Source organism: Dyadobacter sp. 22481 (assembly GCF_052044875.1).
Lineage (GTDB): Bacteria > Bacteroidota > Bacteroidia > Cytophagales > Spirosomataceae > Dyadobacter > Dyadobacter endophyticus.
In genome coordinates, this window is the sequence record NZ_JBQENV010000001.1 from 1,382,569 (window position 1) to 1,400,160 (window position 17,592).

Consider the following 17,592-nt stretch of genomic DNA (forward strand, 5'->3'; position numbering starts at 1 on the left):
CGTATTAAAGTATAATGGCAAGAAGAAAATTAGATCATTACAGGTTTAGTGAGCAGGCAGAAAATGTAGTTCAGGCAGGAAAATCGCTTTATTCAGAAGTAAAAGGCAACTGGAACAAGCTATATTTTAATAATGAAGGCCCGATTGTGGTGGAACTGGCCTGCGGGAAAGGTGAATATACGGTCGGACTTGGCCGGAAATTTCCTGAAAAGAATTTTATTGGCGTCGATATCAAAGGCGACCGGATTGCGCGTGGCAGTGCGTTGGCTTCCGAGCATAATTTATCCAATGTAGCTTTCCTCCGGGCAGGTATCCAATATTCGCACGAGTTTTTTGACAATGGGGAATTAAGCGAGATCTGGCTTATTCATCCCGATCCGCAAGTGCGCGACCGCAATGAGAAGTACCGGCTTACTAACCCCGAGTTTTTAGCTAAATATGCTGCATTTTTAAAAGAAGGGGGCATGTTTTTTCTTAAAACAGACAGCACGTTCCTTTACGAATATACTTTGCAGACCATCGAAGAGGCGTCGAATTTTAAAATCATCGAGCATACCGACGATTTGTACCAGTCGCATTTGCTGGACGAGCACCACGGTGTGCGTACTCATTACGAAGCCATTTTCACCGCCAAAGGCTACACCATCAAATACATTAAAGCGCAATTGGCCTAGACCCTATTGCAAAGAAAAGGCCCGTTCCAGCTTTTGCCGGAACGGGCCTTTTCGTATTAAATGCCTGTTACTTCTGGATCAAACCAGCGAAGTAGTAAACGGTTCTCACGAGCTGAGACACGTATGACATTTCGTTATCATACCATGAAACGGTTCTAACAAGCTGAACGTCACCTACTTTTTGAACGCGAGTCTGCGTAGCGTCGAACAATGAACCGTAGCTGATACCGATGATATCGCTGCTCACGATTTCGTCTTCTGTGTAGCCGTAGCTTTCGTTAGCAGCAGCTTTCATTTCAGCATTGATTTCTTCAACAGTGGTTTCGCGGCCCAAAACAACTGTCAATTCGGTTAACGAACCTGTTAGCGTAGGAACACGCTGAGCAGAACCGTCCAATTTACCTTTCAAAGAAGGCAATACCAGGCCGATTGCTTTTGCAGCACCTGTGCTGTTGGGAACGATGTTTTGAGCAGCTGCTCTCGCTCTTCTCAAATCACCTTTCGGATGTGGTGCATCCTGGGTGTTCTGGTCGTTGGTGTAGGCGTGGATGGTTGTCATCAAGCCGTTTACGATGCCAAATTTGTTTTCCAACACCTGCGCCATTGGAGCAAGACAGTTGGTGGTACAAGAGGCACCGCTGATGATGGTTTCAGTGCCGTCAAGGATGTCGTGGTTCACATTGAACACGATTGTTTTCAGGTCACCGGTAGCAGGAGCGGAGATAACCACTTTTTTAGCACCCGCCTTAATGTGCGCGCCAGCAGATTCTGCACTGGTAAAGAAACCTGTACATTCCAGAACGACATCAACATCATGTTGAGCCCAGGGAATTTGTGCAGGGTCACGTTGCGCATAAATAACGATGTTTTCACCGTTGACCACAATTGAATTGTCGGTAGGCTTAACATCTGCGTCGAAACGTCCTTGTGCAGTATCGTATTTAAGAAGATGTGCTAATACTTTTGGACTTGTCAAATCATTGATGGCTACGATATCGATGCCCTCCATGTTATAGATTTGACGGTAAACAAGGCGGCCGATACGGCCAAATCCATTGATTGCGACTTTTACTTTTGACATATCGAGGTAGATTGGTTATTTCAGCCGCAATATTAATAAAAATGTCTGCGGATGAAAAGCATTGAACAGAAATATAAGGAACTAAGCAAATAGATAAAATATTACCATCTAAGTTAGCAAATTACTAAAAAATGCTAAAATTTAGTGTTTTCATTTTTGATTTTGCTAATTATAATGGTAACACATCGGTCGATTCTGTTTTGTTTTTACTTTGATGTTACTGTTATAACCTATAATATTGTAGTAGGGTTCTGGGGATTGGTGATCTTACAAAGCTCGTCTCTTTGATTAAATATGATTACTCATCTGTTTTGTGTCGAAAATATATATAACAGATTGATATACAGCACTTTAAATGCATTTTATTAACTTTATAATTTAACATGGATTTCGCTAACCAAATTGAAAATTACTGGGCCAACCGGGAATTATTGAAAGAAGAATCAGCAAAGAACTTTATCCGCGATATAATTGAAGAGGTAGACAAAGGACGGCTTCGCGTAGCAGAACCGGATGCTAACGGCGGGTGGATTGTTAACGAAGCGCTAAAAAAAGCGATCATTCTTTACTTCCCAATCCAGCAGATGCAGGTTAGCGAAGTTGGCATTTTCGAATACCATGATAAAATGAAACTAAAATCGGGTTACGAGCAGCTAGGAGTGAGAGTAGTCCCGCCGGCCGTAGCCAGATACGGTGCCTATATTTCCAAAGGCGTGGTACTAATGCCATCTTATGTAAACATCGGTGCCTATATCGATGAAGGCACGATGGTCGATACCTGGGCAACAGTGGGAAGTTGTGCGCAAATTGGAAAGAACGTTCACCTAAGCGGTGGCGTAGGAATAGGAGGGGTACTCGAACCCGTTCAGGCGGCACCCGTCATTATTGAAGACGGTGCGTTTATCGGTTCACGTTGCATTGTCGTGGAAGGCGCCCGCATTGGAAAAAGAGCGGTTTTGGGTGCCGGAGTAACGATTACCGGCAGCTCGAAAATCATCGACGTTACCGGTAGCGAGCCTGTCGAATATAAGGGATATGTACCTGAGGACTGTGTTGTGATTCCCGGCACACTGCCGAAAGAATTTGCCGCAGGCACCTATCACGTACCTTGCGCCCTGATCATCGGCAAGCGTAAACCAAGCACGGACCTCAAAACTTCCCTGAACGAAGCCCTCCGCGACAATAGCGTAGCCGTATAGTTCGCCGAATAATTCCCGAATAACACAACCTGAGTGCGACATGAGATCTTCGTGTCGCACTTATTTTTTGCGCAAACCAGTAGTTTACAAATATCTATCACTAATCCTGACACACAATTTAAAAAATGCAATCTTATTGTTTAATTAATTAAATCAACAGACACATTGCTAATTTACATTTATAGTTGTTTAACAAAGTACATTAATTTACTTTTGTAATAACAATTATAAATCATAGCATGGATCTTACTGATAAAATTAAACAGATACTGGTTGACAAAAATATCACACCATCGCTCTTCGCGGATGAAATAGGCATACAGCGTTCGAGCATGTCACATATACTTGCGGGGCGCAACAAGCCGAGTCTGGATATGGTGCAGAAAATTATAAAGCGCTTTCCCGATTTGGGAATAAACTGGATTCTCGACGACGTGCCGCTGCCGGTAATTGCCCCGGAAGCCGCAAATGAACCCGTCATAGAATCGCGTAAAAAAACAATTCCTGCGCCCCAGCCCGCACAACCGATTGTAGCGAAAGAAAAACCGCCTGTTTTACCCGAAAAAAAGATCGAAAAAGTGCTTATTTTTTATTCAGACGGCACTTTTCAGGAGTTTAAACAAGGGTGACAAAATGGGGAGGTGGGATTCAAAAATGCTGGGTTTACTTCAAAATCAGTACCGTGCCCGTGATTTCATGCTCTGGTGTCTTGATAATGTAGGGATAACTACCCGCAGGCACGGGGGAATTCTTGTAAGTACCATCCCACGCTTGGTCGTAACCACGGGACTGGAAAATGAGCTCTCCCCAACGGTTGTAAATCCGCATCTGCTCGATTCGCTCTTTCCCATTAAAGACCTGGAATGTATCATTGTGACCGTCGCCGTTCGGGGTAAAGGACGATGGGATAAACAGCGGCTTGATCATATATACCAACACGCTATCCTCGGTAACACAGCCGCTCAACGACGTCACGCGCAGATGGTACAGCTGTTCCGGTTGCACGGGCGTAATAGTGGCAACCTTCTCGCTTGCCGGGGATAGCAAACCATCAGGCGGCGACCAGGCATATGCATATGTTAGAGCCTCGGGACTGAGCAGCGGAATAACCGTACCATTCGTGCCTTCGGGAATCCCCTTCTTTTCGGGCAACGCAACGGAAAATTCCTCGCGGCCAATTTCCATCGTATCCTTTCCTGCACAGCCCGGTATCTCGTCGTCGATCGTCAATATATATGTGCCCGGCTCTTTCACCGCCAGCCCGGGTCCCTTGGGTTCTAGCAGAACGGCCCCATTGTACCATGATAAATGTTCCCCGGGTGTTGTAACCCCTCCATTAGCAAGCAACACGATCGAATCGTTGGCACAGAGCATTTGCTTTTTTGCCGAGATCACCGCCGGAAGCGGATTCGTAAACGTCGCGTGTACGATAGACGATGCCGTATCCCGCGAACACTTCCTCGTGTAACTCTTCACCACCGAATAATTGCCCGAGTCCTGCACCATAATGCTGGCCCCGGTCGCGCCGGGAATGTTGAGCCCGTTGAGCTGCCATTGGTAGGACCAATCCGTCGCACTATCGGTATGAAGCTCCACGGGGGCTTCCGGGCAAAAACTCACTTCGGATACGTCATTGCCGTCCATCTTGATCACCGGTGGCTCCGGCTGATCGTCGCTGCAATCGATCACCAACAATTGAAAGTCTCTGCGGACAAGGCCGATCCGCTTCCCATTCCGGAATTCTTCGCATTGGACGGTAAATACATATAAGCCAAGGGCATTAGCGGTAACTGTCAGTTTGCCCGCGGCATCAATATGCAGCGGTTTAGGTCCGGGGATGACATTGGACAAACTAACACCGTTCGACCACGTTATCAGAGGGTAAACGCTCTTCGAAATACTATCGCCTGTTGTCACGCCCGGGGTGGTGGTGCCGCGCATTGGCGTCACGAGCGAATAACGCAATTCATCACCGTCCGCATCGGTGGCGCTCATTCCCATAGAAAAAGCCTTGTTGGCGCAGATGTAGCTACCATTGGGCGCGACGAATTCCGGAGATGAGTTCGGGATGGAAAGGGGTGGGAATTCCAGGTAAAATACCATTCCGTTATCTCCCGGTTCTTTGATATTGTTGATATCATCATTGCGACAGCAGCGCTCCCATACAATATAGTATCCGCCGGGGTCACTATAATCGGCAGGGTCGAGATATATCGATCCTTTGTAATATCCAATGGAAGTGTTCAACGAACGGCTGCTTGCACAAGCCCGGTTTTGGTAGGTGATCTGCTCTGTGCTGAGATAGGCAAGCCTTACCGTGGCTTTATAACGCCTGTTACTTTTCTGGTAAATATACAAATCAGCACGCTCGTCCCGATTGCCGCCATTATCAGCTGTGGGTATTATCAGATTGTTTTGATCCCAGAACTGGATGAGCGAGATTTCGAACTGACCGCGAGGACCTGCCGGCTTCATCTGTAACTCGCCGCCAACAATATGATTCGCGTAAGTTAACGGTGTAAACCACCCCAGCACGGCAAAAAGAAGCAGTCGGAACCGTAGACCTTTCAACATACAGAGCGTGTTTTGATGAAGTCCGATGCTCGAAAATACTCAAATTACACTATATCACGAGATTAGGCATTGATTAAATTTTGCTGCCGGCAGCAAGCGGTAATTTAATTGTAGCCGGTTTGCAATTTTTGGCCCATACCGGACAGCACAGGATAGTATGGAATTCAAATACCAATACTATTGCAAATAATATAATTCAAATCATTAATTGTACATATCAAACATTAAAAATGATATGTACCTGATGCCCAACCACTTTTGCTCCCGGCAACATATTTGAATTTTATTATTCTTTCCGGCCACTCCGGCCACGCGTTCTACTCAAAACCAACTGCCTATGACAAAAAACAGCACGTGAAGCCCATTTTGCAGGTCAAATCATTTTAACTATTCCAATCCTAGACGTATGAATCAACCTCGACAATTAAGATTCAACATCGGGCTGCGTCCGCTTTCTAAGCTGATGCTCGGCCAGGTGTTACTCGGTGTCGCACTCGCAGGCTTCCACCAGGCCCCGTCAACTGCCGCTCCGATGAAGGACCCGATTATGGTGACCGCCGACCGGTCCCTGGCCGGGAAAGTTACTGATGAAAATGGCGCCGGACTCCCCGGCGTAAGTATCGTTGTCAAAGGTTCCAGCACCGGGACGGTGAGCGATACGGAGGGCCGTTACACTATCAACGTACCTGAATCTGGAAGCCCACTTTTAGTTTTCTCTTTCGTCGGGTACGTACCAAAAGAGATTTCAGTGGGAAATCAGACTACTTTGGACGTTCAATTAGCCGTGGATAACAAAGCATTGGAAGAAGTGGTCGTGGTGGGTTACGGTACCCAGCGCAAGCGCGACATTACTTCGGCAGTATCCAACATCAATATGGACGATATTGGAGAAGTCCCTAAATCGAACGTCACCCGGATGATCCAGGGCCAGGCACCGGGGGTAATTATCAAACAAAAAAGCGGCACGCCGGGCCAGCAGTTCGAAGTGAAGGTACGCGGTATCAGTTCACTCGGGGCCGGTAGCGACCCATTGTATGTAATCGATGGATTTCCTGTCGGTATTTCCGTTGGGCAAAACCTGAACCCTAACGATATAGAAACCATCACGGTACTGAAAGACGCAGCTTCAACTGCCATTTACGGTGCCCGGGGTTCGAATGGCGTAGTGCTGATCACCACGAAATCCGCCAAGGAAGGTAAAACAAGCCTGAACGTATCCGTCGACCACGGGATTCAGAATGTCCCGAATTCGAGAAAGACCAAGGTGTTGAACGGCCAGGATTTTGCTCAATTCAAGAAGGAGGTTTTCATCGGACGTTTTGTACTCGACAAAAAAAGACAGCCAACCAATGAGGAGATTCCCATTGACTTCCGAAATCCGGCAGACACTAAATATTCGACCAACTGGTTTGACCTGATTCTCAACAACAACGCCGCTTACACGGATGTAAACGTGTCGATGTCGTCCGGAAAAGGCCCCATCAAATCGATGGTTTCCATAGGTTACTACAAGGAGGAAGGTGCATTGAAGTACACCGACTACGATCGCGCCTCCGTCCGTACCAACCTCGCCGGCGACATTAATAAGTTCATTTCCATGGGGGTAAATATCGCAGGGAGCTACTCTCGGTCGAGCCTCGCAGCCACGGATGGACGGAGCGCATTGGTGGGCCTGACGCTCATCAGCGACCCACGGTATCCGGCTTATGATCAGAAAGGTGATCTGATCCCGTACTACAACGGGGTCGGCGACATTTTCGGCTTCCCTAACCCGCTTTATCTGCTCAAAGCCATCGACCGTAGCAGGAACATCGCCGACGTCCTGGCTAATGGATACATTGACTTCAACATCGCCAAGGGATTGAAATTCAGGACCTCCGTGAACGCGAAGATCAACTATAACAAGTACAAGGAATATGTACCTTCAACGATCGGGCTTGCGATCGCCACAGGCACCAACGGCGCGCCTCCGCGGCTTGCTTCGGAACGCGACGATGTGGAAGAACTGCGCAACTACACCGCCGACCAGCTTCTGACTTATAACGTGAATTTTGGTGAAAACCATCACATGGATGCCATGGTAGGCTACACTGCCCAACAAGAGATCGTTAAGGGCTTGTACGGCTCAGGCAACACCTTCCCGGACGATCTTGCGCCATTCCTCGGCAATGCAACGATCCGTTCCTCCAATTCCATGGAGCGGAAATGGACAATGCTTGCCTACCTGGCGCGTTTGAACTACTCGTTCAAAGACCGTTACCTGCTCTCCGCGTCGTTTCGTCGCGAGGGAAGTTCCCGTTTCAGCGAAGGACACCAGTTCGGTAATTTCCCGGCGGTATCGGTTGGCTGGAGAATTTCGGAAGAACCATTTATTCCAAAAGCGGCATGGCTCACCGACCTGAAAGTCCGCGGTAGCTGGGGTATGACCGGTAACAATACCTACCAGGTAAGTGCCAATAACAACTTCGGTACCGGGCAAAATGCGGGCGACGATGGTAATTACGCCAGCCTCGCATTCCTCGGTCTGAACAACTATGTTTTCAATAACACATTGGCTTCAGGGAAAACGGTAACGCGGTTTGCAAACTCCGAGCTGACCTGGGAAAAATCAAATCAGCTAAATATCGGGCTCGATCTCTCGACTTTCAACAACCGACTTGTCTTTACTGCCGAGTACTACAAAAAGGTTACGGATGATATGCTCCTGGGTTACAGCATCCCCGCGGTATCCGGCTTCACTTCGACATTGAAAAATCTCGGTAAAGTTCAGAACCAAGGGGTGGAACTCGCGGCTAGCTATCGGATGAAGATCGGTCAGGTTAATTTCAGGACTAATGCCAACATCACGTTCAACCGCAGCAAAATCCTGGCGATCCGGGGGCAAAACGACTTTATACTTCAGGGAAGCCAGTACGGCGGTTATAACATCCAGCAAGTAGGCCGGCCGATCGGGATGATTTTCGGGTATAGAAAACTGGGAATTTTCAACACCCAGGCAGAAATCGACGCTTCGCCGGTTCAGGAAGGTGCTATACCAGGGGCTATGAAGTTTGCCGACCTCCATGGTGCAGCCGACGGCGGCCCCGACGGAATCGTTTCTTACGATACCAAGGACATGACCGAAATCGGTAATCCTAACCCGAAATTCAACTGGGGATGGACTGTTGGAGTTGACTACAAGCGCTTCGATGTGAGTGTGTTATTGATGGGCGCCCATAAATTCGACATTTACCGGAACATCGAGGCTTCGACGATGAACATGGACGGCGTTTTCAACGTGCTGGAAAAGGCGAAAGATCGCTGGCGTTCACCTGAAAACCCGGGCTCCAACCCAGGCGCGAAGAATTCGCAAGGCGGTACCGACTATTTCAAATGGTCACGCGAGAGCAGCGAGCGCTACGTGTACGACGGAAGCCATACCTGGGTTAAAAACGTCACAATCGGCTATACGCTTCCAAAATTAGGCGGTATTCTGTCGGATGCGCGGATTTTCATTAATGCGGCCAACCTGTTGCTGATCACCAAGTATCCGGGCAACAACCCCGATGCGGGTGTGCGTTCCGGTACCGAACTGAACAACGACGATGAGTCGTATCCGGTACCCAGAACGTTCTCCGCAGGCCTTAAAGTTAACTTCTAAAATTGACGAAGATGAAAAAAGCAACGATACTTGGAATCGCACTGGCGCTGTGTCTGTCGTCATGTAGCGAAGATTTCCTCAACCAGACGGACCCCACCAAAGTAGGCGTCGGCTTGTTCTATAAAAACGAAGAACAAGTGAAGCAGGCGCTAAGCGGTGTGTACAGCCAGATACAGGTCGTAACAAACACCGGCTATCTATTTGGCGAGTTTCAGACGGATAATACGACCATTGATCTAAACCCGTCTGACCGTGGTGGCGCCGGCGGCTGGGAGGCATTTGAATTTGCTACGGTGAACTCGGGAAATGGCGAAATAGCCACCCTTTGGAATAACTACTATGCCGCTATGTACAATTGCAACCTCACGTTGGAAAAAATGGTGGACGCAACAATGAGCGAACCCGGCAGAAAAGAGGTGGAAGGACAGCTCAAATTCCTTCGCGCGTATATGTATTTTAACCTCGTCCAGTATTTCGGGGATGTGGTCATCGTTACATCCACGCTCGTTGTGCCCGACCCGGCATTTGACCTGGTACGCTCGCCGCAGGCCGACGTTTGGGCACAAATTGAGAAGGACCTGAAAGACGCTGCCGCAGCATTACCGGCCAAGTACACCGCGGCAGGCGACAAGGGCCGTGTTACCAAAGGCGCTGCACTGAGCTTGCTAGGCAAGGCATATCTGACGCAAAAAAAATATGCTGACGCCACTGCGACACTCAAAGAAGTAACAACGCTCGGTTATGCATTGAATCCAAACTATGCCGACAATTTCGACCCGTCTCCCGCTAAGAAAAACGGCGTTGAATCCATTTTCGAAATCCAGTACCAGGGCGATAACGACCTGGGAGAGTGGAGTAACTTCCAATACGTGTTCGCACCGAGGGTATCGAAGGGGGCCGTGACAGGCTTCGCGGCAGGCACCAATGGCGGGCGGAATGTGCCTACCAACGACATCATGGCTGCCTACGAAAAGGGTGATTTGCGGAAAGATCTTTCCCTGAAACCCAATTTCAAACTGGATACCACCACTTACAAGGTGCCCTACGTGATCAAATACAGCTACCCGCATACGATCGTGAACCGCACCAATTCCAACTGGCCTGTACTGCGCTATGCCGATGTGCTGCTCATGCTGTCGGAAGCGATCAACGAGCAATCCGGCCCGACTGCCGAAGCTTTGGGATATCTCAACCAGATCCGGAAACGGGCGGGCCTGGCAGACCTGGCTCCTGCGGATAAAGTGGCCTTCCGAACGGCTGTTTTGAAAGAGAGAAGACTGGAACTGGCGTTCGAAAACCACCGCTGGTTTGATCTCAAAAGAACCAAAACACCGGCCGAGTGGGCGGCTTTCATGAATGCGCATGGTGCGCAGGAACGCGCGAATCCGACCGTCGCCAGGGGGAATGTACCGTTCAACTCGACAGACTACGTCTATACCGAGAACGAATACTTCTTGCCTTTGCCCGCGCCGCAAATTCTGATCAACCCGAAATTGGCCCAGAACCCGGGCTATTGATCCGTACGCGTGTTTTAATGCACAGGAGGGACATTCAATATGTCCCTCCTGTTAAATTTTATAACTAATCCGTGAAGCAGATCGTTATAATGCTGATAGTCTGCCCCGTACACAAAACACCTTTTATATAAACCATTTTAGAAAAACATGAATATTTATTATTTATAACAAGACAGAACAGGATACTATTCCCTTCGCTGCATTTTAGTATTGTATGATATTGCGGAATGTCCCGGCAGATATTCCTGAACCACTAACCCCTTGAACTTGTGTTACTCCAAGCAACCGAAACTTTCTGGCTTTGGCAATTTTTAGGACGATTGCACCCCTTACTGGTCCACTTTCCCATCGGACTTCTTTGCATTGCATTGCTTTTTGAGCTTATTGACTGGAAGCATAAATCGACCGTCTTACGTGATGGCACACGCATTATCACGTGGATCAGCGCCGCGAGTGCGGTACTGGCCGTGGCATTCGGCCTGCTGCTCGCCAGTTCCGAAGACTCCAGTGGCACCAACCTTGAAATCCATCGCTGGGCCGGGATCACCACCATGGTGCTTTCCGTGGTTACCGCGTTCACATTGCGCGCGGGCAACAGGAGCCTTTTTCGCGGATTGTTGTTTACCACCGTGTTCGGGGTGTCATTTGCGGGCCATTATGGCGCGATGCTCACGCATGGCGAAGACTACCTCACGGAGGTATTGCCGGGAGGCGATAAAACAGTGGAGCCTGAAGGGGAGACAGAAGCTGACTTTGTACTCACTAACAATGGCGTATTAAGCCCTGAACAAATACAAAACCTGAATGTGGAGGTCAGGACGATCCTGGCGCACAACTGTTACAGCTGTCACGGCGAAGCTAAAATGAAAGGCGAGCTCCGGCTCGACAGCAAAGCCGCCATCATGAAAGGCGGCGAGGACGGCGTCGTGGTGGTGCCCAATCATCCCGACAAAAGTGAGCTGATCCGCCGCATTTCACTTCCAAAAGGCCATAAGGAAGCGATGCCCACAAAAGGTAAGCGACTGACAGATAAAGAAATAAAACTACTCGCATTCTGGATCGAGAAAGGTGCGCCGTGGCCCGATGGCAAGGAAAAAAGCATTTATCGCGTAGCTGAACTCGCACCGCGCACCCCACAGGTACCTGCCGCTACCGCGGAGCTTAATAAGCCTGTCGATCTTTTTGTGAATGCCTATTTCCAGAAGAACAAGGGAAGCTGGAAACCCGTGGTGGACGACCGTACCTATATCCGCCGCATCTACCTCGATATTATAGGCCTGCTTCCGCCTCCGGAAAAGGTCGACGCATTTGTGGCAAATACGCGTCCCGACAAGCGTGAACAACTCGCCAAAGAGCTTCTGACCGAAAACGACGCTTATGCACAACATTGGATGACGTTCTGGAACGACGCGCTCCGCAACGATTACGACGGAACCGGCTACATTACCGGCGGTCGCTTCGGCATTTCCAAATGGCTTTACGCAAGTTTGCTCGACAACAAGCCTTACAACTGGTTTGTGAAAGAACTGATCAGCCCCAATAAAGAATCCGAAGGCTTTATTAAAGGCATTAAATGGCGGGGAACGATCAATTCCAGCCAACGCACCGAAATGCAGGCGGCCCAAAACGTTGCACAGGTATTTTTGGGATTAAACCTAAAATGTGCTTCCTGCCATGACAGTTTCATCAGCGACTGGAAACTGGCCGACGCCTATGCATTTGCGAACATCTTCGCCGACACTTTGCTTGAAATTAACCGTTGCGACAAGCCAACCGGCAAAATCGCAGGAACCCGCATTTTGTATCCCGAGCTGGGTGAGATAGAAGTCAACGCAAAAACCGAACAGCGTCTCCGCCAGCTGGCCGATTTCCTCGTACAGCCCAAAGACGGGAGATTGTATCGCGCGCTTGTGAACCGCGTGTGGGCACAGTTGATGGGGCGCGGCATTGTGGAGCCAGTGGATGCGATGGACAATATGCCGTGGAGCCAGGACCTGCTCGACTGGCTGGCGTCGGACTTTGTAACAAATGGCTATGATGTCAAAAAGCTCATTTATACCATTGTCACATCGAAGACCTATCAGTTGCCGTCGTCTTCGGCGAAAGAAGCGGGGGACATTATGGCTTCCGACTTCAAGTTTACCGGCATGGTACGCAGAAGGCTCACCGCCGAGCAATTCGCGGACGCTATCAGCACGAGCTTCACGCCAATGTATGCCGACACGGCGCTCGCGTTGAAAAAGCTTCCGGAAGACATTAAGTCGCGCCTGCCGTTCCCGCGCGCGGCCTTCGTAAAAAACGATCCATTCCTTACTTCGCTCGGACGGCCCAACCGCGAGACCGTTAGTACCGGCCGAACTTCCCAGGCGAACCTACTCCAGGCATTGGAGCTCACAAACGGGTCGAAATTCACCGAGACGCTCAAAGCGGGATCGAAGGCCTGGAAGTCGCAGTACCCAACATCCGACTCGCTTGTGACAGCACTTTACCGAAAAGCACTGGGCCGGGCGCCGGTAGCGAAAGAGCTGGCCGCAGCCAAAAAGATCCTCGGCCCGACGCCAAGCGAGGAAGGGATTCAGGACCTCGTTTGGGCGATCGCGCTCGTGCCCGAGTTTCAGCTGATATATTAAATGTGAAATACAGACCGAACATATTTAAAATATCAAATGAATAGGACTTTAAATACAGTAAAAACATTTATAATATATAGTAAGAATAGAAAAATTAGTATTTATTATAAATATCAAAAGTATTTAAAGTATAAAACATATTAAGACTTAAACTATTGAAATACAACCATTTAAAATAAATACCGAAATGAATATCCAATGGAATAGGAGGGAGTTCTTACAACGGGCCAGTGCAGCTACAATGGCAGCATTGGCGGCCGGAGCACCCGTATCAAACCTGCTCACCTCTTGCAGGGGTAAGGCAGGAGCCAATTCTTCGGCGGACACAGTGATACTTTTATGGATGGCAGGCGGCATGGCCCACACTGAAACTTTCGATCCGAAAGTCTACACACCGTTCGAAAAAGACATGGAAGGCAATCGCGTTTTGAGCACATTCAAATCGCTCCCCACCAAGCTCGACGGCATCCATTTCTCCGACGGCTTGCAGTCGATAGGGCAGGTGATGGACAAGGGGACGCTCATCCGTTCTTACGTCGCTGCCGACATGGGACACATCCTGCACTCGCGCCACCAGTATCATTGGCACACCTGCTATGAACCGCCCCAAACGGTGGCAGCACCGCACATGGGCTCGTGGATTGCCAAGGAACTCGGGCCCAAAAACCCGGTGATACCGGCATTCATCGATATCGGTCAGCGCTTTACCGTGGGCGAGGCCGAAGAGCTGAAAGCCTTTCATACCGCCGGATTTCTCGGCAACGAGTTCGGGCCGTTTTTTATTCCCGATCCAAGCCAGGGCCTCGACAGCGTGCGCCCGCCAGTGGGGATGGACGCCAAACGCTTCGAGCGGCGCAATCAGCTGTACAATGAATTGATCAACAACAGCCCGGTAGGAGAGTTTGGCAGTGATTATCAGCGCGAATCGTTGAAACGCTCGATGGAACAGGCCTATGCACTGCTCAATTCACCGGAATCGAAAGCATTCGACCTCAGCACCGAACCTAAAAAGAGTTACGACATTTATAACACCGGCCGCTTCGGCCTGGGCTGCCTGCTGGCCCGCCGGTTAACCGAACAAGGCGCGCGGTTCATTAGTGTTACCACCGAATACGAGCCGTTCAAGGGCTGGGATACGCATGAGAACGGCCATACGCGTTTGCAGGATATGAAAAAGCAGATCGACGGACCCATTGCCCAGCTTATCAAAGACCTCGACGAAAAAGGTTTGCTCGACCGTACGATGGTCGTGCTTGCGAGCGAGTTCAGCCGCGATATGATGGTGGAAGGTCGCCCGGACGCGAAAGTGAAAGAGCAGGTAGCCCAGCCGGACATTCTCTCTGATCTCAAATTCTACGGAATGCACCGCCATTTCACGGATGGTTGCTCGATGCTCATGTTTGGCGGCGGGATCAAAAAGGGCTTTGTTTACGGCAAAACCGCCGACGAACGCCCTTGCAAAACCATCGAAAACCCGGTCAAGATCGACGGAATCCATCAGACGATCTACCATGCACTGGGCATCCCGCCGGATACGCAATACGAAATTGAAAAGCGGCCATTCTATACAACTCCCGACGGGAAGGGTTTGGCCGTGAAGGAGTTGTTGGTGTGATTTTCCGGTGCGCGTTACCTGGGCTCTGCAAAAGAGCCTATTGCATTCCTGAAATAGTGTAGATAGGTGTAGACGGATGGTACGTCCAAGTGCGTGCCATCCGTCGTTCTGTACTCGTTACAGGAAGGGACTTGAATGAAATCGCATTTCATAGGCACAAACGCTTCCTTAATTGCTGCCCTGCTCTGTGTAACCTGCTTGGCATAGCATAAAGACGAATCGACAGGCAATTCAAACAGTACCACGTGGCTGCCTTTCTTTTGAAAGTACAAAACAAGTTCCTTCAATTTTTCAACCTGTTTTTTCAAGGCCTTTTCTTCCAGAGGGACGTTGTTCTTTTCCAATTGCACTGCCAGCATTGTTTTATAGCTCTTTTCATCCCTTGGAGCCTCCACCTGACTGAGAAGGTCTGCATTGGTGGGTTTCTTCGAACGTATTCGATATAGCAGCTCAATCGGTTGGTAGTTGTCGCGCCACGATTTGATATATTTTTTTAGATTCATTGTCACGGGCGAAAAAATTGCGCTGTGAAGTTCAGGGTCTTCGTTCCGCATTAACACATTGGTTTCAATGAAAAGGTTTTTGGGCGCGCAGCCGGATTCCTTGAGAATCAGCAAGCCATCAAAAAGCGACTGGCCGTTCAGGGATAAATTATAGAGATCGGCTGGCAAGCTGTCTTTTGAAATTTTATTGGTCAGCCGGGCCGCCATGGACGAACCTACCATCACATTAGCATATTCCCTGGTGCGAAATACGAAGTTGTTAGCTACAATGCGGTTGGCATGCCATTGATTCTGGCCCAAAGTCCACCACACGTCAACGCTACGAATGAAGACTTCATAAAGAACAACCAAAACAACGAAGAACAATAAAGACTTTTTCACTTAATGGAAGATTTAAGAAGACAGTATGTGCTAAAACTGAAAGTAGATGAAATCACCGCTAATACCGCTGTTCGTCACGATCATAAACAACATCAGGCCGTGAGCGTAAGCTTCAAAATTTGACCAGCGCAAGACATCAGGCATTAGATTTTTACTTAAATACAACAAGTGGTATGCGATCACGGGCAGCGAATACATCAGCACGTAAGCCATCGAGCTCATACTCGGAGCCACATGAGTATTATTGAAAATCGCCGCCACATACTTGACGACGTCCGATATGTTAGTCAATTTGAAGAACAGCCATGCAAAGGTGACAAACATAAAGACCAGAAGGCCGGATAATATGTTCATAAAAACCGGCATCGCTTTATCTTTCTGCTTTCCATGATCCTTAACAAAGCGCTCTATTGCCAGCGCGAATCCATGAAATGCTCCCCAGATAGCATAGCTCCACGCGGCTCCATGCCAAAGCCCCCCCAGCAGCATAGTAACAAACAGGTTCAAATAGGTACGAAAAGGCCCACGTCTGTTACCACCAAGCGGTATATACAGATACTCTTTCAAAAAAGTCGACAATGAAATATGCCACCGGCGCCAGAACTCAGAGAAAGACGTCGAGATGTAGGGAAAATCAAAGTTTTTTTCCAGCTTATAGCCAAACAAGCCAGCTATACCCAACGCGATGAGAGAATAGCCTGCAAAATCAGCAAAGATTTGTATCGAGTAACCAAACAGTAAAACAATCAGTTCAATTGACGATTTCACCTCGAAATAGGGGTATTGGATCCAAAAAGTATGCTGACTTAATTGATCCGCTATCACCATTTTGAGAAAGTATCCGGTAACCAGATTGCGATAACAAAACTCCCACGGAATATCCTTAAAAAACTTCTCCTTGATTTGCGGCAGAAAATGATGCGCCTTCAGAATGGGACCGGCGATCAAATGGGGAAAGAATGCGACGAAGAAAGTTGTATGCATTGCATGTGTTCCCAGGGATGGTATCACTAAGTTTTCTGACTTGGCTTCATCCCTTCCCCGATATGCATCCACTAACAGGGTTATCCCCTCGAATGTAAAGAATGAAATTCCAACAGGCAGCGGTATCTGAATCAGGAATGCGCCTATTCCATTACCTGTATTAAAAAAAGTGCTGCCGATCAGCGGACTGTATTTAAAAAACGCAAGTATGGAAAGGTTAAAAATAACTCCAATCGTCAATACAGTTTTTTGAGTGCTGCGCTTTCCGTATACTACGCTGTAACTTGATATGACATTGATCAGGACGGAAAACAGAAATAGTAACAGCAACTTCGGATTGGCATATCCGTAGAATATAAGGCTCGCCACTATGAGAATCTGTACCTGGTAACGCCTGAAAATGGATAAGTAGTAGATAGCAAACGATGCTATGGTTAGTGTGAGAAACTCAAAACTATTGAACAACATATGGTCCGAAACTGATAAAAAGATTGGTAGGCGAAAGGCTCTAAATAAATGCTAAAATATGTAAACTCGTAACAAAATCTTAGTCACCGGGGCAATCAATTGATTTTAAGGATTAGGAAAATCCACAAGGCGACCGCAAGATGCTATACGCCCACGCGCAAAAACCCTCCGTGCAGCCAGCAGAGCGACCGCGACATGCCCCCTGCATCCTCCTGAAAAGCCCTTCCTTAATATAAGATATATCCAAAAAACTCATGTTTATTAAATATTAATCAAAACCAGACACAGCAGGACAGTCTGTTCTTGCATTCCTTCTAGTATTGCAT

Annotated in this window: 11 protein-coding genes; 7 read left to right on the top strand and 4 right to left on the bottom strand. The window is 48.4% G+C overall.

The features are described from left to right. Window positions 1-14 precede the first annotated feature (14 nt). A complete protein-coding gene (gene trmB / locus ACTJJJ_RS05370; protein WP_188929864.1) occupies window positions 15-674 on the top strand; it encodes a tRNA (guanosine(46)-N7)-methyltransferase TrmB in 660 nt (219 codons plus the stop codon). A 67-nt stretch (window positions 675-741) separates the two neighbouring features. Here trmB and gap read toward each other — a convergent pair whose 3' ends face one another. After that, window positions 742-1,755, bottom strand: coding sequence for a type I glyceraldehyde-3-phosphate dehydrogenase (gene gap, locus ACTJJJ_RS05375; protein WP_188929862.1), 1,014 nt, complete (start codon window positions 1,753-1,755; stop codon window positions 742-744). Window positions 1,756-2,138: 383 nt separating this feature from the next. Here gap and ACTJJJ_RS05380 point away from each other — a divergent pair, with 383 nt between their 5' ends. Both ACTJJJ_RS05380 and ACTJJJ_RS05385 read left to right on the top strand, forming a co-directional pair. Then, complete coding sequence (locus ACTJJJ_RS05380) at window positions 2,139-2,954, top strand: 2,3,4,5-tetrahydropyridine-2,6-dicarboxylate N-succinyltransferase (protein ID WP_426294512.1); 816 nt, start codon at window positions 2,139-2,141, stop codon at window positions 2,952-2,954. Window positions 2,955-3,193: 239 nt separating this feature from the next. After that, window positions 3,194-3,583 carry a helix-turn-helix transcriptional regulator gene (locus ACTJJJ_RS05385; RefSeq protein WP_188929858.1) on the top strand — a complete coding sequence of 130 codons (390 nt, stop codon included), beginning with the start codon at window positions 3,194-3,196 and terminating at the stop codon, window positions 3,581-3,583. Between the two features lie 34 nt (window positions 3,584-3,617). On the opposite strand, the gene ACTJJJ_RS05390 is transcribed toward ACTJJJ_RS05385, so the two are convergent. Beyond that, window positions 3,618-5,528: a gliding motility-associated C-terminal domain-containing protein gene (locus ACTJJJ_RS05390; RefSeq protein ID WP_440701614.1), complete on the bottom strand. Its 1,911-nt coding sequence runs from the start codon at window positions 5,526-5,528 to the stop codon at window positions 3,618-3,620. 406 nt (window positions 5,529-5,934) lie between these two features. Here ACTJJJ_RS05390 and ACTJJJ_RS05395 point away from each other — a divergent pair, with 406 nt between their 5' ends. From ACTJJJ_RS05395 to ACTJJJ_RS05410, 4 genes are all read left to right on the top strand, one after another. Further along, on the top strand, window positions 5,935-9,168 hold the full coding sequence (locus tag ACTJJJ_RS05395; protein WP_440701615.1) for a SusC/RagA family TonB-linked outer membrane protein: 3,234 nt from the start codon (window positions 5,935-5,937) through the stop codon (window positions 9,166-9,168). 11 nt (window positions 9,169-9,179) lie between these two features. Next, complete coding sequence (locus tag ACTJJJ_RS05400) at window positions 9,180-10,685, top strand: RagB/SusD family nutrient uptake outer membrane protein (protein WP_426294509.1); 1,506 nt, start codon at window positions 9,180-9,182, stop codon at window positions 10,683-10,685. Between the two features lie 320 nt (window positions 10,686-11,005). Further along, on the top strand, window positions 11,006-13,315 hold the full coding sequence (locus ACTJJJ_RS05405; RefSeq protein ID WP_440701716.1) for a DUF1549 domain-containing protein: 2,310 nt from the start codon (window positions 11,006-11,008) through the stop codon (window positions 13,313-13,315). A gap of 187 nt (window positions 13,316-13,502) precedes the next feature. Continuing rightward, a complete protein-coding gene (locus tag ACTJJJ_RS05410) occupies window positions 13,503-14,930 on the top strand; it encodes a DUF1501 domain-containing protein (protein ID WP_440701616.1) in 1,428 nt (475 codons plus the stop codon). A 14-nt stretch (window positions 14,931-14,944) separates the two neighbouring features. Here the strand turns inward: ACTJJJ_RS05410 and ACTJJJ_RS05415 are convergent, their stop codons facing one another. Then, complete coding sequence (locus ACTJJJ_RS05415; RefSeq protein ID WP_440701617.1) at window positions 14,945-15,814, bottom strand: hypothetical protein; 870 nt, start codon at window positions 15,812-15,814, stop codon at window positions 14,945-14,947. A gap of 30 nt (window positions 15,815-15,844) precedes the next feature. Further along, window positions 15,845-17,266 carry an MBOAT family O-acyltransferase gene (locus tag ACTJJJ_RS05420; protein WP_440701618.1) on the bottom strand — a complete coding sequence of 474 codons (1,422 nt, stop codon included), beginning with the start codon at window positions 17,264-17,266 and terminating at the stop codon, window positions 15,845-15,847. Between the last annotated feature and the right edge of the window lie 326 nt (window positions 17,267-17,592).

Excerpts from the sequence above, each read along its gene's own strand:
- trmB (WP_188929864.1), top strand. The coding sequence starts at position 15 with ATGGCAAGAAGAAAATTAGATCATTACAGGTTTAGTGAGCAGGCAGAA.
- gap (WP_188929862.1), bottom strand. The coding sequence starts at position 1,755 with ATGTCAAAAGTAAAAGTCGCAATCAATGGATTTGGCCGTATCGGCCGC.
- ACTJJJ_RS05380 (WP_426294512.1), top strand. The coding sequence starts at position 2,139 with ATGGATTTCGCTAACCAAATTGAAAATTACTGGGCCAACCGGGAATTA.
- ACTJJJ_RS05385 (WP_188929858.1), top strand. The coding sequence starts at position 3,194 with ATGGATCTTACTGATAAAATTAAACAGATACTGGTTGACAAAAATATC.
- ACTJJJ_RS05390 (WP_440701614.1), bottom strand. The coding sequence starts at position 5,528 with ATGTTGAAAGGTCTACGGTTCCGACTGCTTCTTTTTGCCGTGCTGGGG.
- ACTJJJ_RS05395 (WP_440701615.1), top strand. The coding sequence starts at position 5,935 with ATGAATCAACCTCGACAATTAAGATTCAACATCGGGCTGCGTCCGCTT.
- ACTJJJ_RS05400 (WP_426294509.1), top strand. The coding sequence starts at position 9,180 with ATGAAAAAAGCAACGATACTTGGAATCGCACTGGCGCTGTGTCTGTCG.
- ACTJJJ_RS05410 (WP_440701616.1), top strand. The coding sequence starts at position 13,503 with ATGAATATCCAATGGAATAGGAGGGAGTTCTTACAACGGGCCAGTGCA.
- ACTJJJ_RS05420 (WP_440701618.1), bottom strand. The coding sequence starts at position 17,266 with ATGTTGTTCAATAGTTTTGAGTTTCTCACACTAACCATAGCATCGTTT.